The sequence below is a fragment of the Roseovarius sp. Pro17 genome, from assembly GCF_035599575.1.
In the GTDB taxonomy this organism is placed as follows: Bacteria; Pseudomonadota; Alphaproteobacteria; order Rhodobacterales; family Rhodobacteraceae; genus Roseovarius.
The window spans coordinates 2,825,888-2,844,277 of record NZ_CP141179.1; the positions used below are offsets into that span (position 1 = coordinate 2,825,888).

Annotated in this window: 16 protein-coding genes; 7 read left to right on the forward strand and 9 right to left on the reverse strand. The window is 64.0% G+C overall.

All coding sequences use genetic code 11. The features are described from left to right. Positions 1-77 precede the first annotated feature (77 nt). The 3 genes from U3654_RS13785 to U3654_RS13795 are packed head-to-tail and all read right to left on the reverse strand — an operon-like array spanning position 78 to position 3,855. Entirely contained in the window at positions 78-1,568 is a 1,491-nt protein-coding gene (locus U3654_RS13785; protein ID WP_324752119.1) for a heme biosynthesis protein HemY, read from the reverse strand. A gap of 14 nt (positions 1,569-1,582) precedes the next feature. Next, the gene (locus U3654_RS13790; RefSeq protein ID WP_324752120.1) at positions 1,583-3,076 is read right to left on the reverse strand and encodes a COG4223 family protein; all 1,494 of its coding nucleotides are present in this window, start codon (positions 3,074-3,076) and stop codon (positions 1,583-1,585) included. 47 nt (positions 3,077-3,123) lie between these two features. Then, positions 3,124-3,855, reverse strand: coding sequence for a uroporphyrinogen-III synthase (locus U3654_RS13795; protein ID WP_324752121.1), 732 nt, complete (start codon positions 3,853-3,855; stop codon positions 3,124-3,126). Positions 3,856-3,930: 75 nt separating this feature from the next. Here U3654_RS13795 and tsaD point away from each other — a divergent pair, with 75 nt between their 5' ends. The 4 genes from tsaD (at position 3,931) to U3654_RS13815 (ending at position 6,410) form a co-directional block, all read left to right on the forward strand. After that, the gene (gene tsaD / locus U3654_RS13800) at positions 3,931-5,010 is read left to right on the forward strand and encodes a tRNA (adenosine(37)-N6)-threonylcarbamoyltransferase complex transferase subunit TsaD (protein ID WP_324752122.1); all 1,080 of its coding nucleotides are present in this window, start codon (positions 3,931-3,933) and stop codon (positions 5,008-5,010) included. 58 nt (positions 5,011-5,068) lie between these two features. Next, a complete protein-coding gene (locus U3654_RS13805) occupies positions 5,069-5,338 on the forward strand; it encodes a YciI family protein (protein ID WP_324752123.1) in 270 nt (89 codons plus the stop codon). Positions 5,339-5,343: 5 nt separating this feature from the next. Continuing rightward, a complete protein-coding gene (locus U3654_RS13810; RefSeq protein WP_324752124.1) occupies positions 5,344-5,763 on the forward strand; it encodes an EVE domain-containing protein in 420 nt (139 codons plus the stop codon). Positions 5,764-5,885: 122 nt separating this feature from the next. Continuing rightward, positions 5,886-6,410, forward strand: a complete 525-nt coding sequence (locus tag U3654_RS13815; protein WP_324752125.1) for a hypothetical protein — start codon at positions 5,886-5,888, stop codon at positions 6,408-6,410. 319 nt (positions 6,411-6,729) lie between these two features. On the opposite strand, the gene U3654_RS13820 is transcribed toward U3654_RS13815, so the two are convergent. Next, the gene (locus U3654_RS13820) at positions 6,730-7,227 is read right to left on the reverse strand and encodes a lytic transglycosylase domain-containing protein (RefSeq protein ID WP_324752126.1); all 498 of its coding nucleotides are present in this window, start codon (positions 7,225-7,227) and stop codon (positions 6,730-6,732) included. 241 nt (positions 7,228-7,468) lie between these two features. Further along, complete coding sequence (locus U3654_RS13825) at positions 7,469-8,122, reverse strand: peroxiredoxin (protein WP_324752127.1); 654 nt, start codon at positions 8,120-8,122, stop codon at positions 7,469-7,471. A gap of 179 nt (positions 8,123-8,301) precedes the next feature. Here U3654_RS13825 and U3654_RS13830 point away from each other — a divergent pair, with 179 nt between their 5' ends. After that, entirely contained in the window at positions 8,302-9,747 is a 1,446-nt protein-coding gene (locus U3654_RS13830; RefSeq protein ID WP_324752128.1) for an aldehyde dehydrogenase family protein, read from the forward strand. Between the two features lie 211 nt (positions 9,748-9,958). Beyond that, a complete protein-coding gene (locus tag U3654_RS13835; RefSeq protein ID WP_324752129.1) occupies positions 9,959-11,017 on the forward strand; it encodes a serine/threonine protein kinase in 1,059 nt (352 codons plus the stop codon). A 109-nt stretch (positions 11,018-11,126) separates the two neighbouring features. Here U3654_RS13835 and U3654_RS13840 read toward each other — a convergent pair whose 3' ends face one another. After that, positions 11,127-11,768, reverse strand: a complete 642-nt coding sequence (locus U3654_RS13840; RefSeq protein WP_324752130.1) for an RluA family pseudouridine synthase — start codon at positions 11,766-11,768, stop codon at positions 11,127-11,129. A gap of 91 nt (positions 11,769-11,859) precedes the next feature. Then, positions 11,860-12,414, reverse strand: a complete 555-nt coding sequence (locus U3654_RS13845) for a YqgE/AlgH family protein (protein WP_324755291.1) — start codon at positions 12,412-12,414, stop codon at positions 11,860-11,862. A 190-nt stretch (positions 12,415-12,604) separates the two neighbouring features. Between U3654_RS13845 and U3654_RS13850 the strand changes: the two genes are divergently transcribed. Next, positions 12,605-13,417 carry a protein-disulfide reductase DsbD domain-containing protein gene (locus U3654_RS13850; protein ID WP_324752131.1) on the forward strand — a complete coding sequence of 271 codons (813 nt, stop codon included), beginning with the start codon at positions 12,605-12,607 and terminating at the stop codon, positions 13,415-13,417. Between the two features lie 93 nt (positions 13,418-13,510). Here U3654_RS13850 and U3654_RS13855 read toward each other — a convergent pair whose 3' ends face one another. Continuing rightward, complete coding sequence (locus tag U3654_RS13855; protein ID WP_324752132.1) at positions 13,511-16,918, reverse strand: efflux RND transporter permease subunit; 3,408 nt, start codon at positions 16,916-16,918, stop codon at positions 13,511-13,513. 3 nt (positions 16,919-16,921) lie between these two features. Next, positions 16,922-18,388, reverse strand: coding sequence for an efflux RND transporter periplasmic adaptor subunit (locus U3654_RS13860; protein WP_324752133.1), 1,467 nt, complete (start codon positions 18,386-18,388; stop codon positions 16,922-16,924). Between the last annotated feature and the right edge of the window lie 2 nt (positions 18,389-18,390).

Here is an 18,390-nt window from a genome sequence, read left to right on the forward strand (position 1 = left end):
CACTCGGTTCGAACCAGTTTCAGGGGTCAAGACCAACCCCTCAGGTGACGGCGCCACAGCCCCGTCGCCGCGAGAGGCTAAGGCTGTTTCTCGGCCGTTTCGGGCTCGTCCACGTTTTCGCTCACCGGTTCGGCGTCCGCAATGATTTCGGCATCGACAACCCTCGCCACGTCCTTGGCGCTGTGATCTTCAAGATCGCCCATGATCAGGGGCAGCATCTCGATACCTGTCGGCGAGGTGATGTCGCCAACCGGAGGTGATTTCCACTCCAGCGTATCAAAGGCATGGCAATGTTCGCAGGCGGGCGCCCAATCGCCGTGGATGTTCTGGCAATTCCCGCAGATCCACTGCGGGCCGCGCGGCGCGGCGAGGGCGCGGGCCAACCATCCCTTGACCACTCGGTCAGGCGCGCCTTCGCCACGCTCGATCGCGGCCATGATGGTCAGAACGCGGGCGTCTGGATCTTTTTCGACCAGATCACCAAGGGCGCGACGGGCGGTGGGGAAATCCTCGGCAGCGAGGTTCAGCTCGGCCTCAACCAGCTTGGATTCGCGGTGATCGGGGCGCGTGCCGATTAGCTTGGCAAAGCGCTTGAGCCGCTGCTGGGGCGTCTCATCAGGCGCGATGGCGGCGAATGCAGCAGCGAGGTCGGGATGCGGTTGCTGCTCCCACGCCTTGCGGATAACGCGCGCGGCGTAGCGTGGCGCGCCCTGCGCGATGTAGCTCCGGGCAGCCATGACGGCGGCGGGTATCAGGTGTGGCGACAAACGATTCGCCTCTATGGATGCCTCGCGCGCCTCGACTGTCTTGCCCTCGACGGCGATGTCGCGCGCCTCAGACAGCGCCAGCACGGCATCGCGCCGCTTGTGAACGTCGCGCGGGATATTACCGTGCTTTAGCTTGGCATTCAGGGTCGAGCGCGCACCGGCCCAATCCTCCTGCCCCGTCTGCAGGCGCAGGAGGGTGTCCTGAATTTCAGGGTGCGCAGGCTTCAGGCCGAACGCGGTCTGCGCCAGTTTCAGCGCCGTTTCGGTGTCGCCGTCCGCCAGTTTCTGGCGCAGAATACCGCGCACGCCCACAAAGCGCGTGCGGTCGTCCTTGAGCAGGCGCTTATAAATTTCCTCGGCTTTGGCGCGGTTGCCCTGCATCTCGGCTGCCTGCGCGGTGACGAGGTTCGTCAGGGCAGGCTTGCGCAAATAGCGCTCGGCCTTGGCGGCGCGTGCCATGGCAACGTCGCCCTCTCCGGATGCCAGTGCCATCATGCCCTCGGACAGGGCGCGATACCCCTTTTCCTGCCGGTTACGGTCGAAATAACGCGAGAGCGCGGTTTCGTCCCCGTTGATGAACCTGAGCACCGCGATCAGCAATGTGGCCAGTTTCAGAAGCACCCAAAGGAAAAGGATCAGCAGCGCCAGCCCCATCACGGCCTTGAGCGGGGTCAGGTTCAGCTCGACCCCCGCCATGACGATGCGCACGCCGCCATCCAGCTCAAGCAGGTAGGAGGCGCCAAAGGTGACGAGCACCACCAGAGCCAGAAAAACAACGATCTTTATGATTGACCACAGCATTGAGGCGGGCCCTTTCAGTTCAATTTTGCGGCGAGCGCGTCATGGGCGGCAAGCGCCTGCATCCGGGCGCGCACATCGGCTGCCCAGTCGGCCAGCTCGGCCTTTGCAGGCTCCGGCAGCGCATCGATTTCGCTTAGGGCGCTGTCCAGCTTGCCTTGCCGGACGTCATCCTCAGCGCGCGACAGCACAGCGTCGACGCCCGGCCCCTCACGTCGCTCCAGCGAGCGCGCACCCAGTTGGTCTGACACGAACGACCAAAGACCTGCATTGTCGCCACCCTCGGTTTTGTCCCTGCGCGCTGCGGCCAGTGCGGCGCGGGCTGCGGGGGCGAAACGCTCTTGCAGCGCGGCCTGTGTCGGCACGCCTGCCTCTGCGACCTCCTGCAATGCGTCGTTCGCTGACATGCCTGCGCGTTCCAGATCGCCCAGCGCAGGTGCAAAGCCCGATCCGGTGTCCAGCGCCGTGCGGATGCGCGTCAGCGCAGCGCGGCGCAGTTCCTGCTGGGCCGAGGCGCGCGCGGCGTCTTCAAGCTGTTCCGCCTCACTTGTCAGGGCGTCGATGCGCGCGGTCTGCGCCGTCACAGCGTCGCGCAGCGCGTTCAGTTGACCGGGCGAAACGCCGCCATCCGCAGCTGGCTGCGATTCAAGCTGATCCATCCGCTTTGTCAGCGTGGCCAGTTGCTCCGTCAGCCCGGCCAGACCGCTTTCCAGCGCTTGTTGACTGCTTTCCAGACCACTCAGATCTGGACCATCAGGCGCGGTAGGTATGTCAGCGATCTGCTTTTGCAGCGCGTCAACGCGGCCTGCCTGATCATCCAGTCGCGCGGACAAATCCGTATTTGCGCCACCAGCGGGCAGCATGACGCCCATTTCTGGCAGAATGAAATACGCCGCCCCAAAGCCGATGGCGGCGGCGCACGCACCGCCCAAAAGCAATGGCAAGAACCCGCCGCGCCGCGCAGACTGGTTCGCCGTCTGGCTTGCGGGGGGCTGTGCGGGTGCCGGTTTGGGCGTATCAACAACGGGCTTTGCAGGCTCAGCCTTGGCCTCGGTCAGTTTCGCGGTTTCGGCGCTGGCCGAAGATCTGGCCGTCGACGTCTTGGGCACTGATGTGGCGGCGGTCTGACCAGTTGTCGACGACGCGCTTGGAGCGGGGCCACCCGCAGGCTTGGCGTCGCTGGTCTTCGGCGTTTCAGCAGCGGATTTTGGGGTAATTTCGCTGGTTTTGTCGACCGGTGCGCCCTGACCGGGCATGGCGGGATCAGGTTTGGCAGTCGTGTCGGCCTTGGATGTGCTCACGGCTGAGCCGGACGTTTTTGCAGTGGCGGCAGTTTTGGCCCCCGCAGGTTTGGTCGCAGCAGATTTGGACGCAGGGGATTTGGCCGGGGTCTTTTTCGTCGCAGTGGGTTTCGCGTTAACGCCGCTGCCCTTGTCGTCAGCAGCCTTGGCATTGCCATCGCTGCCGGTCCCGGCGCTTTTGCGTCCTCCAGATCCCTTGTTTTCTGCCACGTCGCATGCCCCTTTCGAATCTGACCGAATTGCTCAGCCTGACAACCTTACTGCGCGCGCTTTGTTCCCTCAAGGCGATAGGCCGCCGCCAACGCCAAGGGCCATACGCGTAGCATTCCTGCGGTATCCGGGCGGTCCGCCACCAACATTGTGTGCGCGGCCCCTTCGGGGACGAGCGCCGCCGCCGCTGCGCTGATCGCCAGCACCACGACCGGCGCGGCGGGCGCAGGTCCGTCGAACACCGCTGCCGCGCTGCGCGGTGAGAATACAGGTACAATCACCGGCGCAGTGCCCATCAGACAGGCCCGCGCGGCATCGCTGAGCGGTGCAGGTTGTTGGGTGTATAGTACTGCCTCACCGGCCACGATCCCTGCGTCGTTCAGCGCACCTGCAATGTCGGCAGCCGCATGCGCGCCGCGCAGATGCAGCATGGGGCCGCGCGCCTTGTCTGCCTCGATCCGTGCCAGCAGATCACGCGCATCGCCGCCGCAGGAAATCGCATCCATCCCTATGCTGCGCGCCTCATCGGCGGTTGCATCTCCAACAGCATAGGCTGGTATATCCCGCCGCTCGCTGCCTGCCGCGAAATAGCGCACGCCATTGCGCGAGGTAAAGATCAGCCAGCGATAGCCCGTTAGGTCCGGCACCGTGCCGCGCCCCTCGATACTCAGCGCAGGCGACAGGACCATCGCCAGATCGCCCCCCGGCTGCGCGCGCAAAGTCGCGGCAAACTCGGCCCCATAGGGTTCGGGGCGCGTGATCAGCACTGTAGGGGGCAAGGCGCGACTCCGCAGTTGTGGGAAACTCGGCCAAGTGTTACGCGGGCATCGACGCACACGCAACGGGCGGACGTGATGAGCGATACCCTGACCATCCTCGGATTAGAGAGCAGCTGCGACGATACTGCCGCCGCCATCCTGCGCGTGGGCGATCGGGCCGAAATCCTGGCCCAGACCGTGCAGGGGCAAGGACAGCTGCACGCGGCCTTTGGCGGGGTGGTCCCCGAAATCGCCGCGCGCGCCCATGCGGAAAAGCTGGACCTTTGCGTGGTAGAGGTGCTGCGCGCCTCGGGGCTGAAGCTGCGCGACATGGACGCTATCGCGGTGACCGCCGGGCCGGGCCTGATCGGCGGCGTCATTTCGGGCGTCATGTGCGCCAAGGGGCTGGCGGCGGGCGCGGGCCTGCCGCTGATCGGGGTCAATCATCTGGCGGGGCATGCGCTGACCCCGCGCCTGACCGATAATGTGCCCTACCCCTACCTCATGCTGCTGGTCTCGGGCGGTCATTGCCAGTTCCTGCGCGTGGACGGCCCGCAGGATTTCACCCGCATCGGCGGCACGATCGACGACGCACCAGGCGAGGCGTTCGACAAGACCGCGCGCCTCTTGGGCCTGACCCAGCCCGGTGGCCCGGCGGTCGAAATCGAGGCGGCAAAGGGCGACCCCAAACGCTATCCCTTTCCGCGCCCGATGCTGGATCGCCCCGGCTGCGATATGTCATTTTCGGGGCTGAAAACCGCACTGCTGCGCGCCCGCGACGCGGTGATCGCGGACAAGGGCGGGTTGACGGTGCAGGATCGCGCCGACCTCTGCGCCGGGTTTCAGGCCGCGATGACCGATGTGCTGGCCGAAAAGACCCGGCGCGCGCTGGCCGCCTGCCCCGACCTGCGTGTCATCGCCGTTGCGGGCGGGGTGGCGGCCAATCAAGCGATCCGAACGGCATTGATGCAGGTGGCCAAGGAGGCAGGCGTGCAGTTCATTGCGCCGCCCCTCGCGCTCTGCACCGACAACGCCGCCATGATTGCTTATGCCGGGGCCGAGCTGTTTCGCGCGGGTCATCGCGATGACATGACCCTTGCCGCGCGCCCGCGCTGGCCGCTGGATACGTCCAGCCCGGCAATGCTGGGGTCGGGGCGCAAGGGGGCCAAGGCGTAAATTGCGCCGCGCGCTGGCGCGCGCTAGGGTGCGACGAACACCACGTCAGGAGCCACCCATGCTGATCGCCCTCATCGCCCGTGACAAACCCGGCGCACTGCAAATCCGCCTCGATACACGCGACGCGCATGTCGCTTACCTCAAGGAGTCGGGCTCGGTCACTCAGGCCGGTCCGCTGCTGGACGGCGAGGGGCAGATGTGCGGCTCTCTTGTTGTGCTGGACGTTCAGGACATGGTCGAGGCCGAGGCTTGGGCCGCGAATGACCCCTATGCCCATGCTGGCCTGTTCGATAATGTCGAACTTGTCGCGTGGAAAAAAGTGATCTGAGCGCCATGCAATATTGGCTCTTCAAATCCGAACCGTCGGCCTGGAGCTGGTCCGATCAGGTCGCGCGCGGCGATGCGGGCGAGGAATGGGATGGCGTACGCAATTATCAGGCCCGCAATATCATGCGGCAGATGGCCGTCGGTGATCGCGGTTTCTTTTATCACAGCCAAAAGGAACGCGCGATCGTCGGCATCGTCGAGGTCTGTGCGCTTGCCCACCCAGATAGCACGACGGATGATCCCCGCTGGGAGTGTGTCGACATTCGCGCGCTGATGCCGGTGCAAACGCCCGTCACGCTGGATACCATCAAGGCCGATCCGCGCCTCGCCGATATGGCGCTGGTGCGTCAACCGCGCCTTTCGGTCCAGCCGGTAGAGCCGGACGCGTGGCGCATCATCTGCGCGATGGCCGGGATAGATACCTGAAAAATCAACAAGGTGGGAACCTTTCCCATGCTGGTCCGTTTGATGGATGAAGCGGCGCGGCGATTAGGCCGCCGCCGCCACTATGGCGCCCAGCGCGCCTACCTAACGTAAGGAGACACGATATGAACAAGCTTTATCCCGCCATCGGCGCAATCGCCCTCGCACTGGCAACACCCCTCGCAGCGGCCCCCGAAGACGTGCTGCCCGCAAAGGGCGATGAGATCACGAAATTCCGTGATGCAGGTGCTTGGACCATTCGCGAGAACGCGACGCGCGGCTCCTGCTTTGCATCCTATAAGGCTGAATCAGGCGCAATCGTGCAATTCGGCTTTACCAAGGACGAATCGGTCGGCTATCTGGGTCTGTTTTCGCAGAACGCGAACGTGACCGAGCCCGAGCAAGAGGTTGCGTTTATTGCCAACGGCAACCTCTACTCCGGTCAGGCGACCGGCGTCGGCGCAAGCCTTGAGGATGGCTATGAGGGCGGCTACGTGCTGGTCAATAACGTCGAGTTCGTCAAGGACATCGAAGCCGGCAAAGAGCTGATCGTGTTCCCCGAAACGCCTGAAACCTATGTCGTCGACATGTCCGGCGCGTCGGCGGCTGTTTACGAAGTGCGCAAGTGCACCAGCAAAGCTGACGGCTAAGCCAGTTTTCTACAGCGCCTGACAGGTTTGGCATTGGAAAATAAGACGGACGTCAAAGGCCCCAATTGCGGGGCCTTTTTCGTGTCAAAGGATCAGATCGCGGACACCAACGATAGATTGGTTTCGCCCATCTGATCCCGAATTAAAAACGGAGGGTTCCGGCTATGCCGAAACCCTCCGCCACCCCACGCGCTCCCAAGCACCACACGTGTATTCTGGATAAGGTTCCGGCCATCCTGGCCCGATGAAATGACACTACGTCAAAGCGGCGCGCAGTGCAAAAGGCAAGTACGGCGGATTTAGTTCAAACACCCGGCCTTCAGCGGCAATGCTTGGCGACTTCGGTATCCCGCAGCTGCGTTTCGACCAGCAGGCAGCGGTTGCGCGCCTCGTAATAATAGCCGCGCGCGTACCACATCACTGCCTTGTCCTGATTGCCGTCCGACACCATCCAAGCGCCGCGCAGATATTTGACGGCAAAATGAAGGTTCGTTTCGGCGTCCAGCAGATCGGTATCACGCCCGGTGAATCCCATGCCGCGCGCCGTGGCGGGCAGAATCTGCATCATGCCGAAATAGGGACCGTTGCGTGCCTTGGGGCGATAGTCGCTCTCGCGTTGAATCACCTTGTGCACCAGCGGGCGAGGCACCTGATAGTGATCCGCATATTTGTTGACCAGCTGGCGAATCTCAGGCGTTTCGCCGGGATAAAGCTGCATGGACGGGCTGCTTGAAATGGTCGGGGATGTCTTTGGCGTCGTGCCCGCACAGGCGGCGGTGAGCGACAGCGAAGCGACGAGAACGGCGCGCAGGAACATGATCCAAATGTCTCCAAGGGAATCTCTGATGGTCAAAGGCCCGATTTCGGCTGCTCTGGCAAGCTGTTTGGTTCGCATATTGGCGGGAACTTGCTGATGAAGAGCGGCGCAGGTGCCAATGGGCGCGCAGCAAAAATCACGCGCAGCCAGCCGGTTGGCGCTGCCGGACGACGGTACGCTCCGCACAAAAAAAGGCCCCGGCAATCACGCCGGAGCCTTTTGATAGATAACGCCTGACGCCTCAGCCTTTTAGCTTGGTCATCCGCAGATAGGGCAGCACTGTCTTGAAATCACCGAACTTGTCCTTGGCTTCGGCATCGTTCAGTGACGTTGGAATCACCACATCCTCGCCCACCTGCCAGTCGGCGGGGGTTGCAACGCCGCTATTGGCCGCCGTCTGCAAGCCGTCCAGCGCACGCAGCACCTCGGCAAAGTTGCGGCCAACGTTCATCGGATAGGTCATGCTGAGCTTCAGCTTCTTGTCCGGGCCGATGATGAACACGGAGCGCACCGTAGCGCTGTCGTTAGGCGTGCGGCCATCGGGCAAGTAAGCCTCGGCAGGCAGCATGTCGAACGCCTTGGATACCTCAAGACCCTCATCAGCGATGATCGGGAATCCCGCAGCGGTGCCTGCGACCTTTTCGATGTCGCCCTTCCACTTCTTGTGATCCTCGACCCCGTCGACCGAAATGCCGATCACCTTGGTGTCGCGCTTGGCCCACTCATCCTTGAGCTGGGCGACTGCGCCGAATTCAGTGGTGCAGACGGGCGTAAAATCCTTGGGGTGCGAAAACAGGATCGCCCAATTATCGCCGATGAAATCGTGAAACTGGATCGTGCCGTGATCCGTATCGGCTGTGAAATCGGGAACCGTATCGTTGATGCGCAATGCCATGTCATCTGTCCTTTCGTGAGTCGGGTTTGGCTCTTCACTACGCAAGATAAGGCCCGGTTCTGCGAATTGCACCCCCCGTCAGACCCTCCCCCCATCTTGCAGGCGCCCGGTGCCGGGTCTATGTCTGATGGTAAGGCGCGTGGCGTCCGTGCCCACGCATATTCAAAGGGAGATACGACATGATCGAGAAGCGTCAATTCTATATCAACGGCAACTGGTCCGACCCGGCCACCCCCAGCGATTACCAGGTCATCGATCCCTCGACCGAAGAGCCCTGCGCAGTGATCAGCCTCGGCGGTCAGGCCGATACCAACGCCGCCGTCGCCGCAGCCAAGGCCGCATTTCCCGACTGGATGAACACCCCCCCGGCCGAGCGCATCGCGCTGGTCGAGAAGCTGGCCAAAGTCTACGAATCGCGCGCCGAGGATATGGCGCAGGCCATCAGCCTTGAAATGGGCGCGCCCATTGAACTGGCCCGCGAGCAGCAGACAGCCGCAGGCGCAGGCCACATCGCCGACTTCCTTGAGGCCGCGAAAAAGTACGAGTTCGAGCATCCGCACGATCCCGACACACCCGGCAGCTATATCCGCAATGAGCCGATCGGCGTCGCCGCCCTGATCACGCCGTGGAACTGGCCGATGAATCAGGTCACGCTCAAGGTGATCGCCGCCGCCGTCGCGGGGTGCACCATGGTGCTGAAACCCAGCGAGGAATCGCCCCTGTCGTCGATGGTGTTCGCCGAGATGATGGACGAGGCGGGCTTCCCCCCCGGCGTGTTCAACCTCGTCAACGGCGACGGCGCTGGCGTCGGCACGCAGCTGACCGAGCATCCCGACGTCGACATGATCAGCTTCACCGGCTCGTCCCGCGCAGGCAAGCTGATTTCCAAAGCCGCAGCCGACTCGCTGAAACGCGTTAGCCTCGAGCTGGGCGGCAAGGGCGCGAACCTGATCTTTGCCGATGCCGATGACGCAGCGGTCGAGCGCGGTGTGCTGCACTGCATGAACAACTCAGGCCAGTCGTGCAACGCACCGACCCGCATGATCGTGCAGCAAGAGATCTATGACAAAGCGGTCGAAACCGCCACCAAGGTCGCCGACTCGATCAAGGTCGGCCCGGCCAGCGAGTCGGGCGATCACATCGGCCCCGTGGTAAATCAGGTCCAGTTCGACAAGATTCAGGACCTGATCCAAAAGGGCATCGACGAGGGTGCGCGCCTTGTCGCGGGCGGCGTCGGTCGCCCCGATGGGCTGAACCGTGGCTTCTACGTCAAGCCGACGGTGTTCGCGGACGTGAACAACAACATGATCGTCGCCCGCGAAGAGATCTTTGGCCCCGTGCTCTCGATCATCCCCTTCGATACCGAAGAGGAGGGCATCCAGATCGCCAACAACACGCCCTACGGCCTGACCGACTATCTCCAGACGCAGGATCCGGCCCGCGCCGCCCGCGTCGCCCGCGCGCTTCGTGCTGGCATGGTCGAGGTCAACGGGCAGAGCCGCGGCGCAGGTGCGCCATTCGGCGGCATGAAGCAGTCCGGCAACGGGCGCGAAGGTGGCTCCTGGGGCATCGAGGATTTCATCGAAGTGAAATCCATCTCGGGATATAATCCCGCCGCTGCCTGAACCGCGCATATGCACAACGTTGGGCCGGAGCAATCCGGCCCGACCATCCCCACGCCCGATCTAGGCGCAAGCGCCAAAGCCGTCTGAAGCGTTTCGACATATTGTTGAATCACGACAATATGTCGAAACGCCCACTTCATCTCGGTGTCACGCGCGTTTCGACTTCAAGTTGTGTTTCAACTTAAACTCGAAACGCTTTAGGACAGACCCCATGAGCCTGCCAGACATTCCCCAAAGCATTATCACCAATGCCGCCTTTGTCCCGAAAACCGTGCATAAGCGTGATATTTTCTCTGAAACCATCTCTGGCAGCCTAGAGGGCATTCCCGACTTTCCCGTCGTCCTGCGCAAGCTTGACACCGTGCCATGGTATGCCCGCCCCATCGCTTGGGCCCTTGCGCGCAAGGAAATAAAAGGCCTGCGCGCAGTGCACGGCATCGAGGGCTGTCCGGCCCTCGTGCGTGTCGACAAAACCGGCCTCCTGCGCAGCTGGACCCAAGGCACACCGCTGCAACTGGCCAAACCCAGCGATCCGGCATGGTATCGCGACGCGCGCCGACTGCTCCGCGACATGCGCCGGGCCGGGGTCACGCATAACGACATCGCAAAGCCGCAGAACTGGCTGATGACGCCGGATGGCCGGGCTGCTGTGATCGACTTCCAGCTCGCCTCGGTTCACCGCAGGCGGGGTCCGCTGTTCCGCACCATGGCGCGCGAGGATCTGCGCCACTTGCTGAAACAAAAACGCGCCTATGCACCGGACCTGTTGACCCCATCCGAACTGAGCATGCTGGCGCAAAAGGCGCTGCCCTCGCGCATCTGGATGGCGACGGGCAAGCGGGCGTATAACTTCGTCACCCGCCGCCTGATGAATTGGTCCGACGGCGAAGGCACCGAGGACCGGATAGAACGCGACGGCCCCGCCCTGCGAACCGCGCTGATGGCCCATCCACAGGTCGCGGATATCGCCCTCAGCACCTACGCGCTACCGGCCAAGGGTGTCGGTCTCTACGCCTTCGTCGAGACCACGCTGGACGCTGGCATGCTGAGCAGCCTCGCGCCGCAGCCACGCCCCGAGGCGATGCAACCCGTCACCGCCATGCCCCGCCACGCAGATGGCAGCCCGCGTATGGATGCATTGGACCTCGTTGCTGCGAACCGCCTTGATGAGCTGGCCCTGCTGCAAGAGCGCGAGCCTGAACTGGCCAAGGCGCTAGCCCCCATCATTGCGTCCCGCCTCAACCTGACCGACCGTGTGTTGCGCCCTTAAAGCGTTTCGCGAAAAACCTGAGACACTGGTTCTCGCGAAACGCGCGCGACATATCAGCGTTGCGCGCGTTGCGCCTTTATCTGTTGCCTCAGGTTAAAGGCGAAACGCTTTAGAACGGTGCCTTGGCGCGAAATGACATGCCCCGCCCGCTTTCGGGATGGCTGATGCGCAGCTCTTCGGCATGCAGCATCATCCGCGCAAACTGAGCATCGGGCGCGTATAGCGGATCACCCAGAATAGGATGCCCCAGCGCCAGCATGTGAACACGCAACTGATGTGTGCGCCCCGTCCTTGGTCGCAACCGTACGCGGCTCTCGTCCTCGCCGGCCTTTAACACCCGGTATTCGGTCAGCGAGGGCTTTCCCGTCGCATGGCACACCATCTGACGCGGCCGGTTCGGCCAATCCACGATCAGCGGCAGATTGATCTCGCCTGCCTTGCCCTCGACCAAACCCGCCACGCGCGCGACATATGTCTTGCGCGCGCGCCGCTCCTCGAATTGCTTGGACAGAAATCGCTGTGCGTGCGGGGTCAGGGCAAAGACCATCACACCTGATGTGTCGCGGTCCAACCGATGCACCAGCAGCGCGGTTGGAAACGCCGTCTGAATACGGGTCAGCAGGCAATCGGCCAGATGCGCCCCCTTGCCCGGCACGGACAATAGGCCGTCCGGCTTTTCGACGGTTAACATCTCGTGATCTTCGTGAAGCACGGTCAGCGGGCAGATTGGCGGATCATAGGGCGTTTGCATGGCCCCGCTCTATCGCGCGCCGCGTGCATGGTCCAGCACGCCACAGTCTTTCATTGTTCCAGAAATACTCTCGCCGAAGGCATCCTTTGCCTCACGCCGTGCCAAACTCCGCCGACAGTGCCATCGGGTCAATGCCCATACTGCCCAGCGCCGCGCCCCACTTGGCCTCGTTGGGCTTGGCGAATATCAGATCGGCACTCGCCTCGGCGATCAGCCAGCCATTCTGCCCGATTTCATTCTCTAGTTGCCCCGGCCCCCAGCCAGCATAGCCCAGCGCGACCAACGCGCTGGTGGGGCCTTCGCCGCCTGCCATATCCTCGAGAATGTCGAGCGTCGCGGTCATGGAAAACTCTGCGCTTACTTCCAGTGTCGAGATCGACGACCGATAGCCCGCATCATGCAGCACGAAGCCGCGCCCCGTCTCGACCGGGCCACCAAAATTGACGAGCAGGCGCCGCGCATCGGGGGCCGCCTCCATATCCAGCTGCTCCAGCAGGTCGCTCAGTTTTAGATCGTCGGCCCTCTTGTTGACGACAAGGCCCATGGCACCCTCATCCGAATGCGCGCAGACAAAGATCAGCGACTGCTCGAAACGCGGATCTTCCATGCCCGGCATGGCGATCAGCATCCTTCCGGTCAGGTCCATGTTCGTCAGCGACGCGGTATCGGGAATAGGCTCCATACGCCCGACAATGGCCACTCATCCGGGCTATTGCAAGGGCGTGGCCCCGCAGTGCCCTGACCCGGCCCTCTATCCGCCCATGACACGCCCACGACACGCCCCATGACCCGATTGTGAATTGGCTTTCGCCGCCCCATGGCGCAAAGGGATAGGCATGAAACATCTTGTCTCCCGCCTTTTGGCCGCCACTCTTTGCCTTGTGCCGCTGCCTGCCCTGACGCAATCCATGGATGCGGTTACCTCCGCGCGCGTGCTGCCCGGATGGCGACTGGCCGACGGGACCCACATGGCCGCGCTTGAGTTACGCCTTGCACCGGGGTGGAAAACCTATTGGCGTGCGCCCGGCGATATCGGCATCCCACCGCGCTTTGATTGGCGCGGCTCACGCAACCTGCGTGGGATCGAGGTGCAGTGGCCTACGCCCGAGCGCATAGATCAGGGCGGCATGACCGCCATCGGCTATCACGGCACCGTCGTCCTACCCCTGCATGTGCTGGCGCAAAGCGGTGCGCGCGATGTCACGCTCAGCGGCTCGGTCGACATCGGCGTGTGTCGCGACGTGTGTATTCCGATGACGCTCAGCCTGTCTGGCGATCTGCCGGTCGCCCAATCCAAGCGTGACGCGCGCATCACCGCCGCACTGGCCGACCGGCCTCTGACCGCCGATGAGGCCGGTGTTCAGCGCGTGCGCTGCATTGTGACACCCGGCAAGAAAGGCGATCTGCACCTGCGCGCCGAGCTGTCGATGCCCCCCTCAGGCGGCCCCGAGACAGCAGTGATCGAGGCAAGCGATCCCAACATCTGGATCGCGCAACCGCGCACGGCACGACAGGGAAACACTTTGGTAGCCGAAACCCGGCTGGCGCATATCGAGGGGCGGCCCTTCGCGCTGGACCGCTCAAAACTGCGCCTGACGATCCTCGGCGCGCGCCAAGTGGTCGATATCAAAGGCTGCCCCGGCGGCTAAAGCGTTTCGCGAAAAACCTGAATCGGGTATTTTCGCGAAACGCGCGCGACATATCAGCGTTGCGCGCGTTTCGCCTTTATCCGATGCCTCAGGTTAACGGCGAAACGCTTTAGGCCGCGCACGCAGCGCTTGGCCCAACGCCAGCACCAGATAGAGCGCCGCGACCAGAACCATGGCGCCTAGAGCAAAGGCCAAAAGCCCGCCCGCGACCGGCTCAATCCGTGCTGCCATCGGCACCAGCGCCTTGACGAAGCCCGGCAAAGCGCCGGTCCACATCGCCGCGCCCATCGTCGCCGCGAACCATGCGGCGATCAGAACAACCCCGGCCAGCATCGCGGCCCGCACCCGCGGCACGCGGAACGCCAATGCACGCCGAAGCGCCGCCGTCTGGCGCGCCACGTCATGCTGCACCGCGATCAGCGCAGGCACGACCAGCAGTACCAACACCATGCCAAAGCCGAGGCCATAGACCAGCGTGATCACCGTGGGTTTCAGAAATTGGGCGTCCTGACTGCGCTCGAACAACAAGGGCGCAAGGCCCAGAACCGTCGTCAACGTGGTCAGCAGCACAGGGCGCAGCCGGTCCGCCGCACCGTCGATGATCGACGGGATCAAACCGCGCGTTTCTGCATACTCGTCGATCGTGGTCACCAGCACGATGGAATCGTTGATGATAATCCCCGTCATGCCCAGCAGACCGACAACCGTGAACATACTCAGCGGCACGTCCCACGCGTGATGCCCATAGATTGTGCCCACCAGGCCGAAGGGAATGATCGCCATCACCACCACTGGCCGCGTCCAACTGCCAAAGACCAGCGATAGCACCAGATAGATGCCCACCAGCGTCAGCATCAGTCCCAAAAGCGCGTCGTTCAGAAAATCGTCCTCCTGTTCGGCGAGGCCGGACATGCGCCAGTCGACCTGCAACTCGGACGCGATGCGCGGCAGGATATCGGTGCGCAGCAGCTCCTGAATTTCGGAGGCGCGGGCCGGATCGTCCTCGGATATGTCGCCCGTCACGCTGATAAGGCGCACGCCGTTCTCCCGCCGGACGGTCGAAAACCCATCGCGCCGCTCGACCGACACGATATCGGCCAGCGGCACATAGGCGCCCCCCGGTGTGCGCAACTGCGTGCGCTCTAGAAAATCAGCGGTCAACGCGCCCTCGGGCAGTTCGACGCGGACTTCGGCGCTGCGCGGCCCGACGGGATAGGTTGCCGCCTCGATCCCGTTCAGCCGCGCACGCAACTCGCGCCCCAGCGCGTCGATACCAAAGCCAAGGGCGGCACCCTGCGGGGTGAGGTCCAGCACCAATTCCTGCTTGTCATAGGCCAGATCATCCTCGAGGCCGGTCACTTCGGGAAAGGCCAGCAGCGCCTCTTGCAACGCCTGCGACGCGGCCTTGAGAGTGGCCGCATCCGCGCCCGAAAACTGCACGTCCAGCGCATCGCCCCCCGGCCCGCTGCGCATTCCACGAAAGCTGACCGTTTCGGCCAAGGGGTGCGGCACGACACGTTCCTGAAGGGCGGCGACAAAGGCAAAACTGCTATAGGGGCGCAGATCGGCCTCAATCAACTCGATGGAAATGCCGCCCAACTGGTCCGGCTCTTTCGTCTCGGCACCCGACAGGTTGCGGCCCGCGTTACCGCCGATCTCGGCCATGACGTAGTCCAGCGGGTTTACACCGTATTCGGCCTCATACTCCGTCGCCAGCTCAGCCGTGGCGCGCTGCATCTCGCGCATCATCTCGATTGAATCCGCGCGCGTCGCGCCCGGCGCCATCGCGAAATTGCCCGTGACGCTGCCCCGCTCTGGCGCATTGAAGAAGCGCCACGTGACGTCACCGCGCACGAACAACGCCGCTTGGCTGGCGAGGATCAAAACCGTGCCGGCAAGCACCGGGTAACGCAGCCAGATAACCCCGGCCATAGCGGGGCGAAAGACCGCCTCGCGCACCCATTCAAAGCCGCGATTGACGGTGCGCGAAGGTGCGTCATACCAATGTGCGCGCGCCGAGGCGGTCAGCGCGTGGCTCATGTGATTGGGCAGGATCAGAAAACACTCGACCAGCGATGCGGTGAGCACAACGACCACGGTAAAGGGGATATCAGCGATCAGATCACCGAACCGACCCGCGATTGCCGTCAGCCCCAGAAAGGCGATCACCGTCGTCGCAGTCGCGGAAAAGACCGGCATCGCCATGCGCCGTGCGGCATTTTCGGCCGCGACAACCGGCGATTCCCCCAAGGATTTCACGCGCGCATCAGCATGTTCGCCTACCACGATGGCATCGTCCACCACGATGCCCAGCGTGATGATCAGCGCGAATAGTGAGATCATGTTGATCGTGATCCCCGCCGCATACATCAGCGCGACCGCGGCCAGCAGCGCGACGGGAATACCCGCCGCCACCCAGAACGCAGTGCGCGCATTGAGGAACAGAAACAGCAGCCCCACGACCAGCATCAAACCAATCATGGCATTGTCGAGAAGCGTGTTCAGCCGACCTGATATCTGCTCGGACCTTGTACGGATCAAATCGACGCTCACGCCTTCGGGCAGGGTGCGGGCCATGTCGCGCGCGACCTTCTCGACGGTCTTCTGTATGCCGATGGCGTCGCCCCCCTCCGAGCGGTCCACGCGCAAGGAAATGGCCGGATTGTCGCCCACGAAATACGCGCGCGTGCGCGATGCGCCCAGAACCCGAAGGTCAGCCACATCGCCCACAGTCAGGCGTGTCTCGCCCGGCGCACCCCGCAGGGTGATGGCGGCGATCTGGTCCGGGTCGCGTTTTTCGCGCCCCGTGCGCACGCGGGTCGCCGCGCCGTCCACATCGCCTGCAGGGTCGGCATCGACCTCAGCGGCGATGGCGGCGGCAATTTCCGCGAGGGTGATGTCATGCGCCATCAACTGCACGCCGGGAACCTCAACGATGATCTGCGGCGCTGCCACGCCACGCAGCGTGGTGCGCGTGACCCCTTCGGCAAAGAGGCGCGTCACCAGCTCATCAGCGTAGAGCGCCAGTTGATCGACCCCTACGGGACCGGTAATGACCACGTCCGTGACCCGGTCGAACCAGCTGCCGCGCCGCACCTTGGGGTCTTCGGCGGCGTCCGGCAGGGTGGTGACGGAATCGACCGCCGCTTGCACATCCGTCGCGGCGCGCGCCATGTCCCAGCCGGGCTGGAATTCGATTGCGATAGTGCCGAAATTCTCGCGGCTGGAGCCTTGCGTGCTCTCGACGCCCTCGATGGCCAGCATGTCGGGTTCGAGCACCTGAATAATCGCAGCGTCGATATCCTCGGCGCCGGCACCGTCCCATTCAACCGATACCGTTACGCTTTGGACCACAACATCGGGGAAAAACTGCGCGCGCATGTTTGGCACGGCGGCGAGGCCCATCACGACCATGACCACCAGCAGCAGGTTGGCTGCGGTGCGGTGGCGGGTGAACCACGATATGATGCCGCCCGCCGCTGGCGGTATGCCACGCGCCACGGGCTAGCCACCCATCCGGTTTTCCAACCGCTCGACCACGCGGGCGGGCACGCGGGCCTGCGCCAGTTGGTCCAGCAAGCGGGTGCGCATGGCGTCGGGCATGTCGCGGCTGCCCTCCACATAGGCGATGAGGCGCGCGCGGCGCTCCTCGCTCAGCTCCAGCATGGCGGCGGGTTCAGGTGCAGCGGCGCCTGCTCCGATAGGGCGTACTTTGATCCCCGCGCCCAAAAGGGGCGAGCGCTGCGTGACGATCTGACGACCTGCCAGAGGTGGCGATCCTTCGGCTGCGCGGATCAGCACATCGTCGCCTTGGCGGCGTATCAGCGTAACGGCCAACGGCTCCAGCCGGGTATCCGCGTCCAGCGCCAGAACCGCACCGTCCGCGCCCAGCGCCGTGGCAGGCAGGCGCACCACATTCTCCAAAACCGGCTCGGCCACTTCGACGGTGACGAAATCGCCGGGCTTCAACCCTTGCGCCGACTCCAGCCGCGCAAAGACCAGACGCCCGGTCTGCCCCTCGCCCACGGCGGCGCTGGCGCGGGTGATACTCCCCGGCGCAATGAGGCGCGTACCGGATGCCTCTAGCACAGCGGTGACTGGCGCGCGGCGCAACTGGGCATTCTGATCCAGCAGGCGCGCGAATTGCGAGGTCGAGACGCGAAACGCTACCTCCAGCGCCGAGCGGTCGATCAGGCTTGCCAGCCGTTCGCCATTGCTGACCAGCGCGCCCTGATCCACTGCAACATCGGCCAGCGCGCCTGCAAATTCGGCGGTTATGCTGGTGTCGGCCAGCCGTCTTTCCGCCTCGGCCAGCGCGATTTCGGCGCGCACGGTTCCGGTCGCGGCCTGATCGACGCGCGCCTCGGCGCTGGCGACGGCCTGTCTGCGCGTCAGAACAGCGCCGCGCGCGGCGGCGGCCGCCAGCTCGGCGGTCTCGGCGGCGGCGGTGGTGGCGACGCCACGCTCGCCCAGATCGCGCTGGCGCTGCAATGCGCGCTCTTGCAGGTCGGCCTGATCGCGCGCCGCCGTCAGTTCGTCGCGCGCCAGATCCAGCCCGCGGGCGGCATCGCGGGCCTCAGCGCGGGCGTCCATAAGATCGCTCGACGCGCGATCGCGCGCAGACTGTGTGTCAGCCGGATCAATCCGCACCAGAAGCTGCCCCGCCTCGACCTGCCGGCCCTCGTCAAAGGCCTCGGCCAGCTCGACGATGGTACCGGACGCCTTGGCGCGCAGCTCCAGCGTGCGGCGGCTACGCACCTCGCCATAGGCGATCAGGGTCGGTGCGATGGCCTGTGGCTGCGCCAGCACGACCTTGACCGCGAACTCACGCTCTTCGCGCACGCCCGCATCTGGCGTGCGGGCCAGCCGCGCCTGCACCGACGCGTTCAGGATGTAGCCCGCATAGGCCAATATCCCCAATGTCAGAGACATCAGGATCAGACCTGTCAGACTTCGGCGCAGAAACTGCATTG